General features: G+C 62.4%; 13 protein-coding genes. 10 read left to right on the forward strand and 3 right to left on the reverse strand.

Annotated elements, in window-relative coordinates; all coding sequences use genetic code 11:
• Nucleotides 1-165: 165 nt before the first annotated feature.
• Nucleotides 166-897, forward strand: a complete 732-nt coding sequence (locus EA187_RS19185; RefSeq protein ID WP_164856410.1) for a sigma-70 family RNA polymerase sigma factor — start codon at nt 166-168, stop codon at nt 895-897.
• A gap of 22 nt (nt 898-919) precedes the next feature.
• Here the strand turns inward: EA187_RS19185 and EA187_RS19190 are convergent, their stop codons facing one another.
• On the reverse strand, nt 920-2,059 hold the full coding sequence (locus tag EA187_RS19190) for a DegT/DnrJ/EryC1/StrS family aminotransferase (protein ID WP_127781333.1): 1,140 nt from the start codon (nt 2,057-2,059) through the stop codon (nt 920-922).
• Nucleotides 2,060-2,772: 713 nt separating this feature from the next.
• On the opposite strand from EA187_RS19190, the gene EA187_RS19195 reads away from it, so the two are divergent.
• The 5 genes from EA187_RS19195 (at nt 2,773) to EA187_RS19215 (ending at nt 12,589) form a co-directional block, all read left to right on the forward strand.
• The gene (locus EA187_RS19195; RefSeq protein ID WP_127781334.1) at nt 2,773-4,524 is read left to right on the forward strand and encodes a hypothetical protein; all 1,752 of its coding nucleotides are present in this window, start codon (nt 2,773-2,775) and stop codon (nt 4,522-4,524) included.
• 769 nt (nt 4,525-5,293) lie between these two features.
• Nucleotides 5,294-6,091 carry a hypothetical protein gene (locus EA187_RS19200; protein WP_127781335.1) on the forward strand — a complete coding sequence of 266 codons (798 nt, stop codon included), beginning with the start codon at nt 5,294-5,296 and terminating at the stop codon, nt 6,089-6,091.
• Between the two features lie 169 nt (nt 6,092-6,260).
• Nucleotides 6,261-7,946 carry an AIM24 family protein gene (locus EA187_RS19205; protein WP_127781336.1) on the forward strand — a complete coding sequence of 562 codons (1,686 nt, stop codon included), beginning with the start codon at nt 6,261-6,263 and terminating at the stop codon, nt 7,944-7,946.
• Nucleotides 7,947-8,373: 427 nt separating this feature from the next.
• Nucleotides 8,374-9,897, forward strand: coding sequence for a cysteine--tRNA ligase (gene cysS, locus EA187_RS19210; RefSeq protein ID WP_127781337.1), 1,524 nt, complete (start codon nt 8,374-8,376; stop codon nt 9,895-9,897).
• A gap of 277 nt (nt 9,898-10,174) precedes the next feature.
• Complete coding sequence (locus EA187_RS19215) at nt 10,175-12,589, forward strand: ATPase, T2SS/T4P/T4SS family (protein WP_127781338.1); 2,415 nt, start codon at nt 10,175-10,177, stop codon at nt 12,587-12,589.
• Between the two features lie 69 nt (nt 12,590-12,658).
• Here the strand turns inward: EA187_RS19215 and EA187_RS19220 are convergent, their stop codons facing one another.
• Nucleotides 12,659-13,561, reverse strand: coding sequence for an AlbA family DNA-binding domain-containing protein (locus EA187_RS19220; protein WP_164856411.1), 903 nt, complete (start codon nt 13,559-13,561; stop codon nt 12,659-12,661).
• A 106-nt stretch (nt 13,562-13,667) separates the two neighbouring features.
• On the opposite strand from EA187_RS19220, the gene EA187_RS19225 reads away from it, so the two are divergent.
• Both EA187_RS19225 and EA187_RS19230 read left to right on the forward strand, forming a co-directional pair.
• On the forward strand, nt 13,668-14,009 hold the full coding sequence (locus EA187_RS19225; protein ID WP_127781340.1) for a hypothetical protein: 342 nt from the start codon (nt 13,668-13,670) through the stop codon (nt 14,007-14,009).
• 319 nt (nt 14,010-14,328) lie between these two features.
• The gene (locus tag EA187_RS19230) at nt 14,329-15,567 is read left to right on the forward strand and encodes a hypothetical protein (RefSeq protein ID WP_115608298.1); all 1,239 of its coding nucleotides are present in this window, start codon (nt 14,329-14,331) and stop codon (nt 15,565-15,567) included.
• Between the two features lie 399 nt (nt 15,568-15,966).
• Here EA187_RS19230 and EA187_RS19235 read toward each other — a convergent pair whose 3' ends face one another.
• Nucleotides 15,967-16,323, reverse strand: coding sequence for a hypothetical protein (locus EA187_RS19235; protein WP_115608296.1), 357 nt, complete (start codon nt 16,321-16,323; stop codon nt 15,967-15,969).
• A 190-nt stretch (nt 16,324-16,513) separates the two neighbouring features.
• On the opposite strand from EA187_RS19235, the gene EA187_RS19240 reads away from it, so the two are divergent.
• Both EA187_RS19240 and EA187_RS20500 read left to right on the forward strand, forming a co-directional pair.
• Nucleotides 16,514-17,035, forward strand: a complete 522-nt coding sequence (locus tag EA187_RS19240; protein ID WP_127781341.1) for a hypothetical protein — start codon at nt 16,514-16,516, stop codon at nt 17,033-17,035.
• Nucleotides 17,036-17,198: 163 nt separating this feature from the next.
• A complete protein-coding gene (locus EA187_RS20500; protein ID WP_164856412.1) occupies nt 17,199-17,363 on the forward strand; it encodes a hypothetical protein in 165 nt (54 codons plus the stop codon).
• The last annotated feature ends 95 nt before the right edge of the window (nt 17,364-17,458 follow it).

Raw genomic sequence — 17,458 nt, forward strand, 5'->3', positions numbered from 1 at the left:
CATCCTCTTCGCCTGTTGTGGTGAGGGTACGGTGCTGTTTTGGGCGCGCCGACGATCGTTGTAATCGATGATCGAGGCGATGGCCTGATACCGAGACACACCTCGTCGGCAAAGAGGATGCGGCAACCTGATGCGCTACGGCGCTCAAGCCGGATCCCCGACGCCATGATTCAAACGAGCCAGGCGAAAGCCACCCGTGACATCACCGGTCCTCTGCCCGATAACACCCTTGAGCTGATCCGGCGTTTTCAGAAGCTGGTCTACAAGATCGCTCACCAGGTCCATCATAGCACCGGCGAAGAGCTGAGCTTCGACGACCTGGTCAGCTGGGGGTTTACCGGGCTGCTTACGGCCTACGAGCGCTTTGATCCGGAGATCAACTCGCGCTTTCTGACCTACGCCTACTACCGAATACGCGGGGCGATGCTCGATGCCTGCCGTCGCCACGCCCAGGTGGTCACTCAGCAGAGCGTCTATGAGCAGGCGGCCAATGAGGTGATGCAGGCCTACTCACACGTGGTCTACATAAGCCGCCAGGAGCGCACCATTGAGGAGCGCATGGATCTTCTCGGCGATATCGCCGGCGATCTCAACCTGGTCTACGTGCTCAGCCAGCCGCCGGAGCAGGCGCTACGCGGGAGGCATACCCCGGCGCTCGATGCGCTGGAGAAGGAACAGGCCGAAAGCCTGGTCCGCGAACTTGTGGCCGGGCTGGGGGAACGGGAGCGTGCTTTGATCGAGGGATTTTACTTTGAGAAACGCACCCTCTCGGAGCTTGCCGAAGAGCTGGGCTATTCGGTCTCCTGGGCCTCCCGAGCCCACGTGCGCGCTCTAAAAACCCTGCGCGCACGGGTGGAGGGCGAGTCGCATTTTGAGTCGCTTAGCCCCCAGGTTTAGTCACGCGGCCCGGGGGGACGGCTCAACGTGCGCATCCCCGTACAATGGCGATGATGCGCTCACGGTCAGCCGGGCTCAGCGAGGAGCCGGAGGGCAGGCAGAGGCCGCGCTCAAAAAGATCTTCGCTGACCGCACCGCCGACCATCGGGGCCTCTTGAAACACCGGCTGAAGGTGCATCGGCTTCCAGACCGGGCGGGCCTCGATATTTTCGGCTTCCAGCGCCAGGCGGATGGCCTCACGATCGGTGCCAAAAGCCTGCGGATCGATGGTCAGACAGGTCAGCCAGCGCGAGTGCGTACCCCAGGCGGCCTCCGGCTGAAACTCAAGACCGGGAAGACCGCCCAGACCTTCCACATAATGCTCAAAGTTGGCGCGGCGCGCGGCGACCTTCTGGTCGAGCGTGGCGAGCTGGCCGCGGCCGATGCCGGCGACCACGTTGCTCATGCGGTAGTTATAGCCCAGCTCGGTGTGCTCGTAATGGGGGGCAGGATCGCGGGCCTGGGTGGCGAGCTTGCGGGCATGCGCGATGAGATCGGCGTCATCGCTCACCAGCATCCCGCCGCCCGACGAGGTGATGATCTTGTTGCCATTAAACGAGAAGATCCCCGCTCGCCCGAAACTCCCCGGGCTTTTGCCCTTATAGGTCGCTCCGAGCGCTTCGGCGGCGTCTTCGATCAGCGCCACGCCGTAGCGATCGCAAAGCTCGATAAGCGGATCGATGTCGGCGGACTGGCCGTAGAGGTGCACCACGATCAGCGCGCCGGGCAGGCGACCCTCGCGGGCGCGATCTTCGAAAAGCTGGGCGACGAGCGCCGGGTCGAGGTTCCAGGAGTCGGTTTCAGCATCCACAAAGATGCAACGCGCGCCCAGCTGCACCACCGGCGCCGCGCTGGCCACAAAGGTCAGAGACGAGACCACGACCTCATCGCCCGGCCCCACCCCGCACAACCTCAGCGCCAGATGCAACGCCGCCGTCCCGCTTACAAGGGCTGCCGCATGGCCCGACCCCACATAGGCGGCCAACTCCTGCTCAAAGCCGTCAACATTGGGCCCCAGTGGCGCGATCCAATTGCTATCAAAAGCCTCCTGCACATAGCGCCGCTCCAGCTCGCCGATGTCCGGAGGAGAGAGGTAGATTCGCGTCTTATTCGGTGGATTCATCGCTGGTCATCTCGCAGTCAGAGGCGATTGACGGGAGCCTTTTGGAGCGCGCCCTCCCCGCTCCCCGCGGCGCGCTCCACCTCCCATAAAAGATAATCACCCGCAGGTGAGCGTCGTAGACTTGCACTGAGGGGCCCGCGATGCAACGAGCGAGAGGTTTTCGTACGGGTGCCAGGGCATCGCGCATGGGCCTCGTACGGGTGCCAGGGCATCGCGCATGATCGTCGTACGGGTGCCAGGGCATCGCGCATGGGCTTCGTACGGGTGCCAGGGCATCGCGCATGGGCCTCGTACGGGTGCCAGGGCATCGCGCATGATCGTCGTACGCGTGCCAGGGCATCGCGCATGGGCCTCGTACGGGTGCCAGGGCATCGCGCATGGGCTTCGTACGGGTGCCAGGGCATCGCGCATGATCGCCCTTCGGGTGCCAGGCCTTCGCACGTGGGGAATGCCACCCGCGGCCCCGATCGTTCGACCGAGTGTGTCTGCTGAGAATGCGACCCACCTGATGTTGGATACGCCCTCTGGCTCGCCGGCGATATGCTGAAGATCACCGTTTTCACCCTCCCGAGGGCACATGCGTTGACGATGGGAAGAAGTTCGAGACTTGCCTCCTTAGATGCAGCGGCCCCATAAGGCGGCCCCCGGGCGCGATGGCGCCACCCGCATTCGCAACGCCCCCGACGTTAACGGGCCCCAGGCCAGGAACCTGTATGACCCATCCCGGTGATCCGCACGATCCCAACGCCTCATCGATCTCCGCCTCGGAGCAACCCTGCTCCGGCGAGTTGATCTCGCTATGTGCCCGGCGAGAGCGACAGGCTGGCGAGGAGCGCGCCCGTAGGCTGACCGGCCTTCTCGACGCGATCCACAGCGCCGGGGTGGAGGTGCATAACGCGGTGATCGCCCGCGCGGAGCTCTCGGTGCTCAACGAGGTCTGTAAGGCGGCCGGGCTCTACTTCGACTTGATCGATCGCGATCTTCGGGCCTGCGTGCTGGTACCCGCCACGCTCTACGGCGACTCCGGCGGCCGCATCTTTGGCAAAGAACCGCTGCAGGGGCGTGTGCGCTCGGCCATCAAAGATCCGGCGTTGCGGGACGTTTTGAGAGCTTTGCAGCGTGCCAACCTCCAGGTGCTCCATTACCACCCCCGGGAGATGGCCGCCCGGGATCGGGCTTGCTGCGCGCTGAATCCGAACGTGGAGCTGAAGATCGCCGGGGTGCTGCTTCGCGACGGGGAGCTTGCGCGTCGGGAGGGCACCTTTTGCGGCTGGCCGCTGACTTTTGAGGGAGTCACCTACCTGGTCTTTGGCTATGAGCTTCGCGATGTTCGCCTGGAACGCACCCTTGAGCTGCTCGCGGAGATGGGGGAACCCGGGCGTCGAAATGCCTGGCAGCGCCTGGAGCTCGATCTTCTGCGTGCCCTGATCGACCCTACCGACCGCCACGGCCGTCCGGTGAGCGGGCGCGTGGAAGGCAGCTTTTTCGGCGGCCGCCAGCAGATCTCCCGAAAGGGACTCTTGCTGGGCGCACGCCAGGCCGTCTGGCGCGCCTTTGCCGAGCCCCGCGGCCTGACCCTGCACGCACATATCGCCGCACTCGTCGACGATGACGACGCACGGCAGGCTTTTTTGAGCGAGGTCGAAGAGCTCTGTGCCACACAACTTCTCAAGCAGGGCGGCCTTAAGAAGGGTGACGCGCCCATCACACTCGATGAGGTGTTAACCCCCTACCACTGCGACGGCGACGGCGCGCTGCAACATCGCGATGAGATCGGTGGCCATCCGGTGGCCGTGCTGCTCCTCGACGACACGCTGCTGGAAACGATGGGGCTCGACCGCCTGCGCCCGATCCGCGAGGCCCAGGCCTGGGCGCGCAACCATCCCGACTCGCCAGCGGCCCATCGCGTCGAATGCGCTCTGATCACCTACCGCACCGAGCTCAACCTGGTGGCGACCTACGGCGCCTCGCTTCGCTCGGCTCGACCCGCCCCGCCCGACACCCCGTCGAGCTTCACCCTCCCGGCTACGAGCGCCATCCTCCCTAACCTGCGCGCCCTCTTCGACGCTCGCTTCATGGCGCTGAGCCTGGCCGACCTTCATCTGCCCCCGGCCGACGCCGGCCGTCTGGAGCGTGGCCTGGCCACCCTGGGCACCGACCCGCACGGCTACACCCTCGACGACATCGACGGCGATGAGCGCCGCCTTCGCCATCTCGACCAGGTCGGCAGCCAGACCGTCGAAGAAGTTCGCCTGGCGCTCTTAGAACTCGCCACCCTCTGGCGCTGGCAGCGCTGCCGCATCGATCCTCGCCACTACCTCGGCGCCTCGAGCGCATCTACATCCGACGTTACTGCGGCAGCCAACGACGCCGGCCCCACACCGAGCCGCCAGAGCCTGGCCGACGACCTCGACGCCCTGGCGAGTCTTTTTGACGAGGGCGACTCGGATCGTTTCGACGGTTAGAAAACGATCGGGTGCCTGGCACCCGATCGACGATCCCGATCACGTGTCATGTTCGATGCCCTGGCACCCGATCAACGATCCCGATCACGTGTCATGTTCGATGCCCTGGCACCCGATCAACGATCCCGATCACGTGTCATGTTCGATGCCCTGGCACCCGATCAACGATCCCGATCACGTGTCATGATCGATGCCCTGGCACCCGATCAACGATCCCGATCACGTGTCATGTTCGATGCCCTGGCACCCGATCGACAGCCCCCAGACATGATCGAACGCCTGGCACCCGATCAACCGCTCCCGCACACGAGTCTCGATCGATGCCCTGGCACCCGATCAACGGCCCCCAGACATGATCGAACGCCTGGCACCCTCCCCACGACCGAGTCCGATCTTGCGGCGGCGGGGTTACCCCCCGGCCAAAAGGGTCGAAGCCCCCCTTCGCTCGTGCCGACCCCGGCCCGACGAGGGTGGAGGTGCCATTTTGAGAGAGGTTACCGTGACAGGTTGGCACACACAGACTTCTGACATGGGAGGTACTGTTGCACAATGCCACACTTCGACCGCTTTTGGGGGGAGGTCTCCGTGACAGGTTGGCACACACAGACCTCCTGACATGGGAGGTGCTGTTGCACAATGCCACACCTCGACCGCTTTTGGGGGGAGGTCACCCTGACAGGCGGGCACATACAGACCGCTCTCCATGGCCCACCATCACGATAAGGCCCACCGTGTTGTGGTGTATCCACCACCGCGCTACGCTCCACCTATGAACAGAGCACACACCTCCCCTACGCCCGACCTTCGGCATCGCCCCCTGAGCACGCTCCTCGCGCTGCTCACCACACTTCTGCTCGCTGCGGCCTGCGCCGACGCCGACGTACCGCTGGGTCCCTTGCCCGATGCAGGCTCGGATGACGCCGCCCTCCCCGACGCCGGTCCTTTTGACGAGCCCTTCCCACAGAGCTGTGACCTGCTCGCTCAAACCTGCCCCACACGCCAGGCCGGTCCCACCGCCTGTGTGTTGGGCGCCTCGGCCGGCGACGCGCCGCGCTGCGCCCTGCTCAACGACACCCGCGGCGATGGCGAGCCCTGCGAGGTGCATATCGACTGCGGCGCCAGCATGGTGTGCAAGCGCTCCGCCGGCGAAGAGCAGCCGCATTGCCGCATTGTCTGCGACGCCTCCGAGCTGGAGAGCTGCCCCGAACACCAGTGGTGCTCCGGCTCGCTGCCCGGCCACGAGGCGCTGGGCACCTGCGAGCCGGCCGCCACCCCCTGCGATCTTCTGCAGCAGGACTGCCCGGCCGGCGCCGACTGCGTGGTGCGCCCCCATCCCGAAACTGGCGAGCGCGGCGCGTACTGCGGGCGAGCGGGGTTGATTGAGGCCGGTGAGCCCTGTGGGGGAAGCCTGGGCTTGTGTGTGGCGGGTACGATCTGCGTGCGGCCGCGCGCTGGCCTTGAGGCCTCCTGCCAGCGCGTCTGCGTCAATGATTTCAACTGTCCGGCCCAGGGTGAATCCTGCGACGGCCAGATCGACGAACCCTCGACGCGCTTCTGCCGCACATAGTGCCCGACACCATCAACCACCTCCCCCCGGCAGGAAGGGCCGACACCCGCGGCGTTTCAAGTCGGCGGGATGATCGGTGTGGGCGCCCGATGTTCTGAATGCGCCCACACGCGCGCCTCCCCCGCACAACCTTTCGCCGCCCCATTCTCATCGCCCGGAAGACGCCGCCATGCGCCTTGTTGCCGCCCTGACCGCCGCGCTGCTCAAAGCCCTGCTGATCGTGGCCGGGCTGATGCTACTGCTCTTTGCAGGCGCGCTCCTTTTGGGGCAGGCCGGGCCGCATCTTCGCGAAGTGGTCGAGACCCCGCAGCGCCTCAATGATCTTCAAAACGCACGCGAGCGCGACATCGCCGAGGCTGCCCGGCAGCTGGCACTCGCCAGCGGTCACCAGGCCCGCATCGTGGCCATCGACCACCAGCGCCAGCGCGCGCTGCAGAGCTGGGAGCAGGAAACCCGCGCCGAGCTTGCGCGCATGGAGGCCGCCGCCCGCGATCAGGTCGCGCGCACCCGCCAGAGCGTCGAGCAGAGCCGGCGCGCCGTCGAACAAAGCACTCGCCGCATGGAGGCACGCTACTGCGCAAGCCTCAACCCGGTGGACTGGTGGACCTGTCGCACCCTTCGCGCCCAGGTCGAACGCCTGGAAGCCTCCGCCGCGATGCAACGCCAGGCCGTCGCCCGCAGCGCGCGCCAGATCGAAACCCAGGCCCGCCAGGACGCCGAGCGCTTCCGCGCCAGCGCCGAAGAACGCCTCAACGCCTCCACCGCCGAGCTTGAGGCCCACCTTGAAGAGAGTGAGCGGGCGCTCTTGGAGCTCGAAGCCTCCCGCACTGCGCTGCTTGAGCAGGCCCACAGCTACCAGACCGAAGAAGAACGCCTGCGCCGCGAGCGCTGGCTGATCCTCGAGTTCCAGAAACGCTGGCCGGGCCTGCTGGCCATCGCCCTGCTCATCGCGCTCTCCCCCTACATCCGCCGCACGCTCTGGTACTTTGTCGGCCTTCCCCTTCTGACCCGCGCGCCGGGCATTCAGCTGGCCCCGCCGCCGGCCGACCGGGACGCCGCCGATGGCGAGTCCGGCAGCGCCGTGTTTGCCTGTCCCCAACTTCAATGCTCGTCGGCCGAGCGCACCCTCACCCTTTCCCTGGCCCCCGGCGATCGCCTGCTGGCCAGACCCGGCTACATCCTCTCCGACCGCCAGGGCGCCTCCACCGCCCTCTTCTTCGACCGGCGCGCCCCCAACATCTCGTTTATCTCCGGGTTGACCTTGCTCACCCGACTCAAGGGCACACACCCCCCTGAAACCGCTGGCGAACCTGCCGCACAAAATCCCGACCAGGAGCCCCTCCGCGAGGTGCTCCTGGGCTCTCCCCACGACGCCGACGCCTACCTGATGCGCGTCGACCTCCACGAGCACCCCGGGCTGGTCTTTCGCGCCTCACGCGTGGTGGCAGTGCGCGGCGATATCCGCATCGAGGCCCGCTGGCGCCTCTTTAACCTCCACGCCTGGGCCACCTCCCAGGTGCGTTTTCTGATCTTCAGCGGCACCGGCTCGCTCATTCTGGAGGGCTACGGGGATGTGAGCGCGCACCCTCTCCACGACGCCTCGGCCCGCGCCGAAAAACGCCAGCCCAACGTCCTCGGCTTCGACACCCGCCTCAGCTACCGCACTCGCCGCGCCGCCACCTTTTTGCCCTACCTTCTCGACCCGGAGCGCGAACCCCTGGTCGTCGATCTTTTTGAAGGCCGCGGCACCTATTTCTTCGAGAAAAACCCCGCCGCCCGAAAGCGCGATCGCTCACCAGCCGAAGTCGTCGCAGGATTTTTCCTCGATGCGACGCGACGCCTTCTCGGCATCTGATCGGTGCCCTGGCACCCGTACATGATGATCAGGATCGAACGCCTGGCACCCGGTCACGATGTTCATGATCGATGCCCTGGCACCCGGTCACGATGTTCATGATCGATGCCCTGGCACCCGGTCACGATGAGCATGATCGATGCCCTGGCACCCGTACACGATCGAACGCCTGGCACCCGGACAGAACCTTATTCTAACGCGTACCACCAGATCATCAGCTCTCCAGGGCGAAGCCCTGCAAGGAGCAAGGGCGAAGCTGTAGCAGCGCTACCGCGAGCCCGCAGCGACGCCGCAGGATTCGTCCTGGGGGCTGATGCTGATGCGTGTTTTATACCGCCGCTTCCGTGTGCTAGAGCCCTACCAACGGCAGTTAGCCCCCTGAACGAACTATTGGCCCCCCTGAACGAAAAACATGGAGCGACGTAGCATGAGCATCCGACCGATCACCCTCTTTGACACCATGAGCGACCAGAAGCGAACCCTTGAGCCGGCCGAGCCCGGCAAGGTCAGCATGTATGTCTGCGGGGTGACGGTCTACGACCTGACGCATATCGGGCATGCGCGCGTCTTTATCTTTTTTGATGTGGTGCAGCGTTTTCTGCGCCACGTGGGCTACGACCTGACCTTTGTCCGCAACCACACCGACGTGGACGACAAGATCATCAAGCGCGCCGCCGAGAAGGGCATCGACCCGCTCTCGCTCTCGCAGCACTTCATCGAGGCGCTCGACGAGGATATGGGCCAGCTGGGCGTGGCGCACGCCGATGTGGAGCCGAAGGTCAGCGAGCATATCGACGACATCATCGCGATGGTCAAAAGCCTCATTGAGCGCGGGCATGCCTACGCGGTCGAGGGCGATGTGTATTTTCGCATCAGCTCCTTTGACGACTACGGCAAGCTCTCCGGCCGCAAGCTCGACGATATGGAGGCGGGGCGCTCGGGCCGCGTGGAGGCCTCCGACATCAAGGAGCATCCCTTTGACTTCGCCCTGTGGAAGGGCGCCGAGGCCGGCGAGCTGGGCTGGGAGTCGCCCTGGGGCTTTGGGCGACCGGGGTGGCATATCGAATGCTCGGCGATGAGCCAGCGCTACCTGGGCGACAGCTTTGATATTCACGGGGGCGGCCGCGACCTGATCTTCCCGCACCACGAAAACGAAATCGCTCAGTCCGAGGCGGCCTGCGGCCACGCGCCCTTTGCCCGCAACTGGATGCACGTGGGCATGGTCAACGTCGCCGAGACCACGGAGGACGGCGAGCGAATTGAGCGTAAGATGTCGAAATCTCTGGGCAATTTCTGGACGACGCGCGACGTCCTGCAGGGCTTTCACCCCGAGGCGATCCGCTACTTCATGCATACGGTGCTCTACCGAAGCCCGATCACCTACGCCGTCCAGCAGCTCGAAGAGGCCGCCAGCCGCGTCGAGTACCTCTACACCTGCATCACCCGCATCGATGAAGCCCTGGCCCGCGCCGGCTTCGACGCCGCCGAGGCCACCCCGCCCCAGACCGGCCTTGTGGCCGAGCGCAAAGAGTTCATCGAAGGCTTCATGGAGCGCTTCGATGAGGCGATGGCCGACGACTTCAACACCCCGCGAGGCCTGGCGCTTATCGGCGAATTGGCGCGCGCCATCAACGACGCCACCCAGTCCAAGAAGAAGCCCAAAGGCGATGAGCCCTACACCCTCTTTAAGCTGCGCGAGCTTCTGACCACCGCCGGCAACATCCTGGGCCTTCTTCAGCGTGAGCCGCAGCGCGCGCTGCTGGAGTTGCGCGACCTCAAGGTCAAAGCACTTGAGCTCGACGCCGACCACATCGAGTCGCTCATCGCCCAGCGCAAAGAGGCCCGCGACGCCAAAGATTGGGCCCGCGCCGACGCCATCCGCGAGGAACTCGACGCCCTCCAGGTCGAGATCATGGACAGCACCGAGGGCACCACCTGGCGCATCAAGTAATTTTAATCAGGGGGGACGGTGGGATCGGGTGCCTGGCACCCGATCATGATCGATGCCCTGGCACCCGTGCGAGATTATGATCGATGCCCTGGCACCCGTGCGAGATTATGATCGATGCCCTGGCACCCGATCATGATCGAGGCCCTGGCACCCGATCATGATCGATGCCCTGGCACCCGTGCACGGCGTTTCGCTTTGTCCCCCCCTCTTCATGTGATCTAAGATAACTGCTCATCAACGCATTGTTTTTTGAAGCCATCCATCCGAGAGGTAGGCAGTGAGCGAAGTATCCGAGGTTTCCGACGTCTCCGAAGTTTCCGATGCCTCTGAAGTCAGCGACGCCTCCGATGCCTCTGAAGTCAGCGAAGGTAGCGAGGTCAGCGAGGTCAGCGAGAGCTCAGAGGCTTTCGTCGATCCTTTCGACGACGATCTTCAGATCGAAGTCTTAAGCGAAGTCAGCGAGATCGCCCTCGACCCGCCCGCGCTCCCCGAGCCTCATGAGCAGCATGACAGCGACTGGTACGCCGCGCGCGGCGTGCACGACGCGCGCGTGGTCGAGGTCCTCAATCAGGTCGCGCGCCGCACCTTCATGGCCGCCGGCGAGGATGCCGAGCAGCCCTTAAGCGCCGCGACTGCGCTGCCCCCGCTCGAAGTTGTCGGAAAGCTCATCGCCGCGCTGCAACTTACCCCGGAGGCCAAAGTCCTGGAGATCGGCACCGACACCGGCTACATCGCCGCGCTGCTCAGCCGCCTGGCCTCCTTTGTCTACTCGGTGGAGCGCCGCCTGCCGCTCGCCAAACTCGCCGAAGGCCGCCTCAAGCGCTCGGGGATCGCCAACGTGGATATCCTCCACGGCCCGCGCCTCACCGAATACGCGCTCAACTCCCCCTACGACGCCATCCTGCTCTCGGCCATCGCACCGCGCGTGCCCGAAAAACTCAAGGGACGCCTGGCCATCGGAGGCCGCATGGTCGTGCCGGTGGCCGAGGGCGATAAAAACCCCGAGATCGTGTGCATCGAACGCACCGGCCCCGACACCTACGATCAGCAGAGCCTGGGCCAGCTGCGCTTCTCCTCCAAACTCGGCGACATCCTCGTCGAGCTCGGCGTCGCCGACCGCTCCGACATCGAACTCGCCGCGCTCGAAGCCGACGCCCGCGGCCAGCGCCTGGGCCAGGCGCTGGTGGAGAGCGCCCGCATCCAGGAGCGCGATCTGATCAAGGCGCTCGCCATTCAGCGCGGCTTTCTGCTCGCGCCGGTCGACACGCTCTTAAAGATCGCCGACCACGAGCTCGTCTACTCGGTGCCGCGGGCCTTTTTGCGCCACCACCAGGTGATCCCGCTCCTCGTCTACCAGGGCCGCCTCACCGTCGCCACGATCGACCCGGACGCCCCCACCATCGAGCTGGCCCGCATCCTCGACGCCACCCAGATCGAGACGTATCTGGTAAGCCACGAGGAGTTCGACCACCTCTGGAACACGCTCCTCGAAGGCCGCCGCCCGGGCGACGTGCACGAAGACAACCTGAAAACCCGCGTCGAGCAGAAGTTCGAAAACGTGCTGCGCGCCGCCCACCGCGTCTCCGCCTCCACCATCCACATCGACAACCAGCCCGACGGCGCCTCGGTACGTCTGCGCATGGCCTCCGGCCTGACTGAGGTGGCCGAGCTGGCTTTTGACGCCCCCGAGATCACCTACCTCGTCGAATTTTTGAAGATGAGCGCGCATCTCGACCCCCTGGAGCAGGTCATCCCCCAGCGCGGGCGCCTCTCCTGGGTGCGCGACGCCCGCACCTACCACCTGCACATCCACGTGATGCCCTCGATCCTCGGCGAACAGCTCTCCATCAAGCTGCTCTCCCGCGGCGAGGAGCCTGCGGGACTCGAAGAGCTCGGCTTCGACGCGGAGGTGGTCGGCGATCTCGACGCCGTCCTCCAGGGGCCCCCGGGCCTCTTTCTCATTGTCGGCCCGCGCCACGAACAAAAATCCCAGACCTTCTACGCGCTCCTCAAACGCCTGGGCGCCGACCGCCGCCTCAAGGTCGCCTCGCTGGAAGACGACATCCTGGCCACCATCCCCGGCGTGCAGCAGGCGCTCATCCAACCCGAGCGCGGCTTTGGCTTCGACGCCGCCATCTCCGAGTTCGTGCGCTTTGACGTCGACGTCCTCGGCATCGGCGACTTTCCCGACCCGCAAACCGTCATGCAGGCGCTGAACCTTGCGCGCCGCGGCGTGCGCGTGGTCGGCGTCCTGCACGGCAAGAGCGCCCTGCACGTCTTGCAGGGTCTGCGCGAGTTCGGCGTCCCGGTCGAAGCCCTGGCCCACGGCCTAAGCGCCATCCTCACCCAGCGCAGCGCCGCCCGCATCTGCGACAACTGCCGCGAACCCTTCACCGCCCCGGCCGCCTTCACCCAAAAGCTCTTCCCCGAAGGGGCCCCGATGGGCTTTAAAACCTACCGCGGCGCCGGCTGCCCGGCCTGCGCCGGCGACGGCACCCGCGGCCGCACCCCGGTCGTCGAGCTTCTGCCCCTGACCGACCAGCTCCGCGCCGCCCTGGCCGCCGACGAACCCTCCTCCGGCCTGCGCCAGGCCGCTGAAGCCTCCGGCCTCACACCGCTCTCCGAGCGCGCCATCGACCTGGCCCGCCAGGGGGTGATCCCGCCGGAGGAGTTGGTGAATTTTTTGAATTAGGGGAGGGCGGTGGAGGGGGGAAACCGGAGAAGGGTCGCCGGCCTTAATCCTAGTCATCCAAGAGGATCCTTATTCTATAATATTCACTCCAGCACCTCTAAGTATCGTCTCAATATCATCAAATGCCTGCGAAAAAAGATGAGCAACTCGAAACGCGAGACTATCTTTTTCAATCTTATATCCGCCACCGTTGTCCTTGTGAATAGGATCCGGCAACGGGAGACGATAACGACCGCCATCACAATTCACAAAAACTAACCTCTTCAAGATTGTAGAGTGATATTTAAGCTCTACCTCAAAGCTCGAGGCGCGACACGACATAAACTTCACCGTCCAGCTCTCCTTAAAATCAAGATTCAGGCCCTTGCCGTCACATATCGTAAACTCAGGATATTTATTATGGTAAATATAACTATCATCTTCAACATGAACCCATTCACTTCTTTCATCGACCAGCCGTTCAAAACGCTCAAGTGGTGTTAAATCGAAGCCAAATCGCTCTCGCCACATCAACTCAACTAAGTCATCTGGCGCACATTCCTTCAAAGGAATGTTCGTGCTCCCCAAACGTGTATAAATAACGCCCGCCCGAATCGTTTCCTTTCCCTTTCGCTTGTCTGCTTTAAGATAAAACGGCTTATCCGGACGGTCGGCAATAATGACAACATCTACAGTTTTTCCGTGCACGTCAAATGACTTCACATTGAGTGAGGTAGAACGATTAAACTTCGAGTTTCTAATCAAGTCATGGACTTCGGCAGCACTCTTTCTATTGTCATCACTTTCAACACCAACCACGTTTTGGGAATCATCCACACCAAAAACGAGAAACCTATCACTCTCTGCATAGGCATTCATAAGACAAAGAAGGTCGTGAATCAGAGTGACTGTGTTGTCTGGCCATTGCTGCTTATAATCCAGCCACTCAGACTCGCTATTACCCAAGAGGTCCAACAAATCCTTTTCATTCACGTTGCCTCCGCAATGTATGTAGCCGATTGTTTAATAAGATTCCCTACATCTTATCAGATAATCTTTTCGGAATCATCAACCAATTATCGAGAACCTCGAAGATATAATGAACTCCAACACCGAAAGACCTCAATCTCTCCTAGATAGGTGGGCCGACTTTATACGTGATGTCGCGCGTGGCTACACCTTCACCATTTACGATTATGAGAATGATTTATCGATTCGCGATCATTTGGAGCGAATGTTTGTTGAACTCAACTCGGACTCCGTCAGTGCTCTCATCCAACAAAGAGTTGAGGTGCTCGATGACGTATATCGTCGCGTCACAACCTTCGTTGAATCTCCACCCTGGAAGCACTCCCGAGACAAGAGCGACCTGAGCTGGTGGTGGCACCGCGTACCGAATAAGCTCGTGGGCGACCTTGCTGAAGACCTGAAAGACCTGTGATTTGCTCATGACCTCAACCACCACAATATATGTCCGCCTCCTCGACGAAGGACTGGACGCCTGGCGCCCCGTTCCCGCGCAGCGCCTGGGAGGTGACCGTTTCCGACTCCTGATTCCCAACGACTTCAGTGCCGACACGGAAATCTGGGAGTTTCCCCCACATAGCGTTGTGCGCTGTGAAAAGCGTTTTCTCGGCGCTGAATCCAAATGGATTCCTCTCGCAAAACATCGCCCTCCCTGAGCGTGCTTCAAACCCTGAGCTTCATCATCGCTAAATAATCAGACGACAATGCCCCCATTAACCAGCCAAAGAGCCATTATGTACATTCGAAACGCCCCACCCGTTCTCCAAGCTAAACTTGACGACGATGCGATTCACATCGAAAGAACCCCCTATGCCCTTCAAACCACCCTTTTCCATCGTAATAAGCCGGGGTTCATGTTCATGCTTATCCTGGCGACGGTGGCGTTAATAGCATTCTTCGATGTTTTGGACACCTACGGCTGGAGCGCATTTTCGGACGAATCCAGCTTTATTTATGTTTCCATTATCCCGCTTACCCTACTCTTCCTGCCAATCATTGCCTCAGCCTACGCAAAAACAAAAACTGACCCTGTAGCGTGGACGTTCAAACGTTCACCGGAACCCGCCACATTTCAGCAGCGAAGCCTCTGGACGTTATTCTCAAAAAAGCCACGTTCCCTACGTCAACCTGCGTCGGTCGATCTCGGGTCTACCGAACAAGGCGCCTCCTTCCGTACCTTGTTGAATATAAATTTATTTGAAAACGACGTTCGGACACATGGCCTCGCGATCTACGACAGCCTTTTAGAAGCCCACGATGTATGCTTAACTTTTTCGGAACACATCTCCCATATCAGCTATGAAAGTGGCCTCATTTCGCCACTAACCGCTAACGGCTCAACCAGCGAAACACCTGACAGCATGTCATCGCCTGAGTACCCGACGAGTTTTGACCTTCCTCCCTATCCAAAGGGGCCGGCGATAATCAGCGCCCTCTTCGGAAGCCTGTTTGTTGTGCCCCTCGTCGTATTGGCAATTGTTCTACTATATAAACTAACCACAAACTTAAACGCGTTCCTTTCTCCTCTTTTAGATCAATCCTTTCTTCTACCCTTCCTCATTATTGCCACGGTGGGTGGCACGCTTTTCGCCGCACTCTATCTCCTGACAATTTACACATTTAAAGACCTGTTTCGCGCTTACGGGGCTCGAACCCTGCTGATCGACGATGACGGCCTCATACTCATCGAGTCTGGCCCAACATCGGTCCGTCAACAGGCCCGAATTCCTTTTGAAGACCTTAACAAACTCTTCATTAACCGCGGTGCGCTGGGCTCGTGGTTAGGAATGCTCGAAGACAACCATCTTGTAGTCCGCTGGAACACAGCAAGTTTTGCCGTCTTCGGGGACGGCCTGAGTATCGAAGAGCTTGCCACACTCAAGTCCGCCATCGAGCAGAAACGCGCGACCTGGTCCCACGCCGCTTCCCTCAATACTCCAGGCACACCCTCGCTCTCGCCGGCCCCGGCGTGATCCTGCCGAAAAAGCCGGTGAATTTTCTCAATTAGGGGAGAGCGGTAGGGGGGGGAGACGAAACATCTCACAGAAAACACGGAGCCTTCCGCCTCGGGAGATAAATTTTTCGCCCCAGGCCCGGAGCCTTCCGCCTCGGGAGATAAATTTTTCGCCCCAGGCCCGGAGCTTTCCGCCTCGGGAGATGAATTTTTCGCCCCAGGCCCGGAGCTTTCCGCACTTATGCGCAGATTTTTCGCCAGAACATCGGAGCTTTCCGCACTTGTGCGCAGATTTTTCGCTCCATGCCCGGAGCCTTCCGTCTCAGGAGAGAAATTTTTACCTCGGGAGCCGGAAGCTTCCGCCCCGGGAGAGAAATTTTTACCTCAGGGGCCGGACGCCTCCGCCCTTCCCCTTCGATCACCCCCACTCATACGTCACACAAAACTCCCAGATCCCCCTCCCCTGCGCGTCTCTCGTCGCCGAGCTCGAAAAGTACATCGAGACCTCCGGATGCTGCTCGGCGCCAAAGCGATACCCCGAGCGCGCCATAAACGCTTGCAGATCCGCGGTGGTGGCACCCTCCAGGCCCGTGGCGTCGAAGTAATAGTAGACCATATGAAAACCATCGACGTTGGCAGCCTCCACGACTGCCACCCGACCATCAGCCAACTCGATGGTTTTAGGAGGGTTGTCGGTGGCCAGCTCACGGGTGCCGCCGGTGGGGTCGTCGGCGTCGGTGGGGCGGTTGCTGCGGTCGGGGATGAAGAAGCTCATCGAAACTCCTGAGGTGTTGGGGTGGGGTGTTGGGCCCTTTCACCTCCTGATAGCGGGGCGCACCCAGATCTGCGAAACATCAGGTGGTCGTATAACGATCATTTGACGGTTCGCCGCCCACCGGTCGGCCTGCTATATCGAGAGAACACTTCGCGCCACTCTGGCTTTGCCCCGACGCTCCGGAGGTCCCATGACTCCCCCACTCTCCCTCGATCCCCAATCCCTCGACCTGCTCTCCCCCGAGACCGCGCGTTGGTTCCACCAGAGCGAACTTTCTGCCGATCCCCTCACCGCCCGCCTCGTTGAAGCCGCCCTCGACCTCCGCGACGCACCGGGCCTGGAGCTCGACGACGACATCACCTTCGCGGTGCTCGCCGCCTACTTCTGCCGCGCGCTGGAGGTGGCCACGGTCGATGGTGAGCGACTGATCAATTTTGAAAAGATCCCCGGCGGTCTGGGCGAGATCACGCTGGCGATCCTGAAGGGGTATGCAACGCGCGCAGCGTTTCGGCGTTATTGCGTCGACGGCGAGGAGCAGATTGGCGCGGCGATCCTCAACATCGTGGCGCGGCAGGTGGCGGGCAAAAAGGCGCTTCGCTGGTGCTTTGACGCGTTGATTCAGGCCTATGGCGACGGTTCGTATACGCCCTCCGAGGTGCATCGGATCCACGACGCGCTGCCTGCAGAGGTGCGAATTCCTGTCGGGTTCTAGGCGTGCCCCTCCTCCTTCACCATTCGCTACGTCTCGCCACTTCCTATCATCCCCCCTTCGCGGTAGTCTGACCTCATTGACTACCCAGACCGGGGCAGACCACCCGCGCGCCACGCCATCAGCGAACGCCCGGGCGCCCCACCCACTCGCCAGGAGGGAGGCGATGAAACAGGTTCTGATCACACTCGCCATCGTCGCGCTCATTGCGGTGATCGCCATCGTGCTCGCGTTGGATGGCCAACCCAAGACTTCCGACACCACAGAAGTCGGCTCCGCCGAAGCCAGCTCCGCAGAGGCCAGCGAGGTGGAGGCGCCGGCGGGGAATTGACGCCTGAAAGGCACACCAGCTCGCCACACAAAAAAGCCGGCGCGGCCCTCAAGGCCACACCGGCGTCTTTTTGCTCTCAACCAGAAGGCGCGTCG

The sequence above is a fragment of the Lujinxingia sediminis genome (assembly GCF_004005565.1).
Taxonomy (GTDB): Bacteria; Myxococcota_A; Bradymonadia; order Bradymonadales; family Bradymonadaceae; genus Lujinxingia; species Lujinxingia sediminis.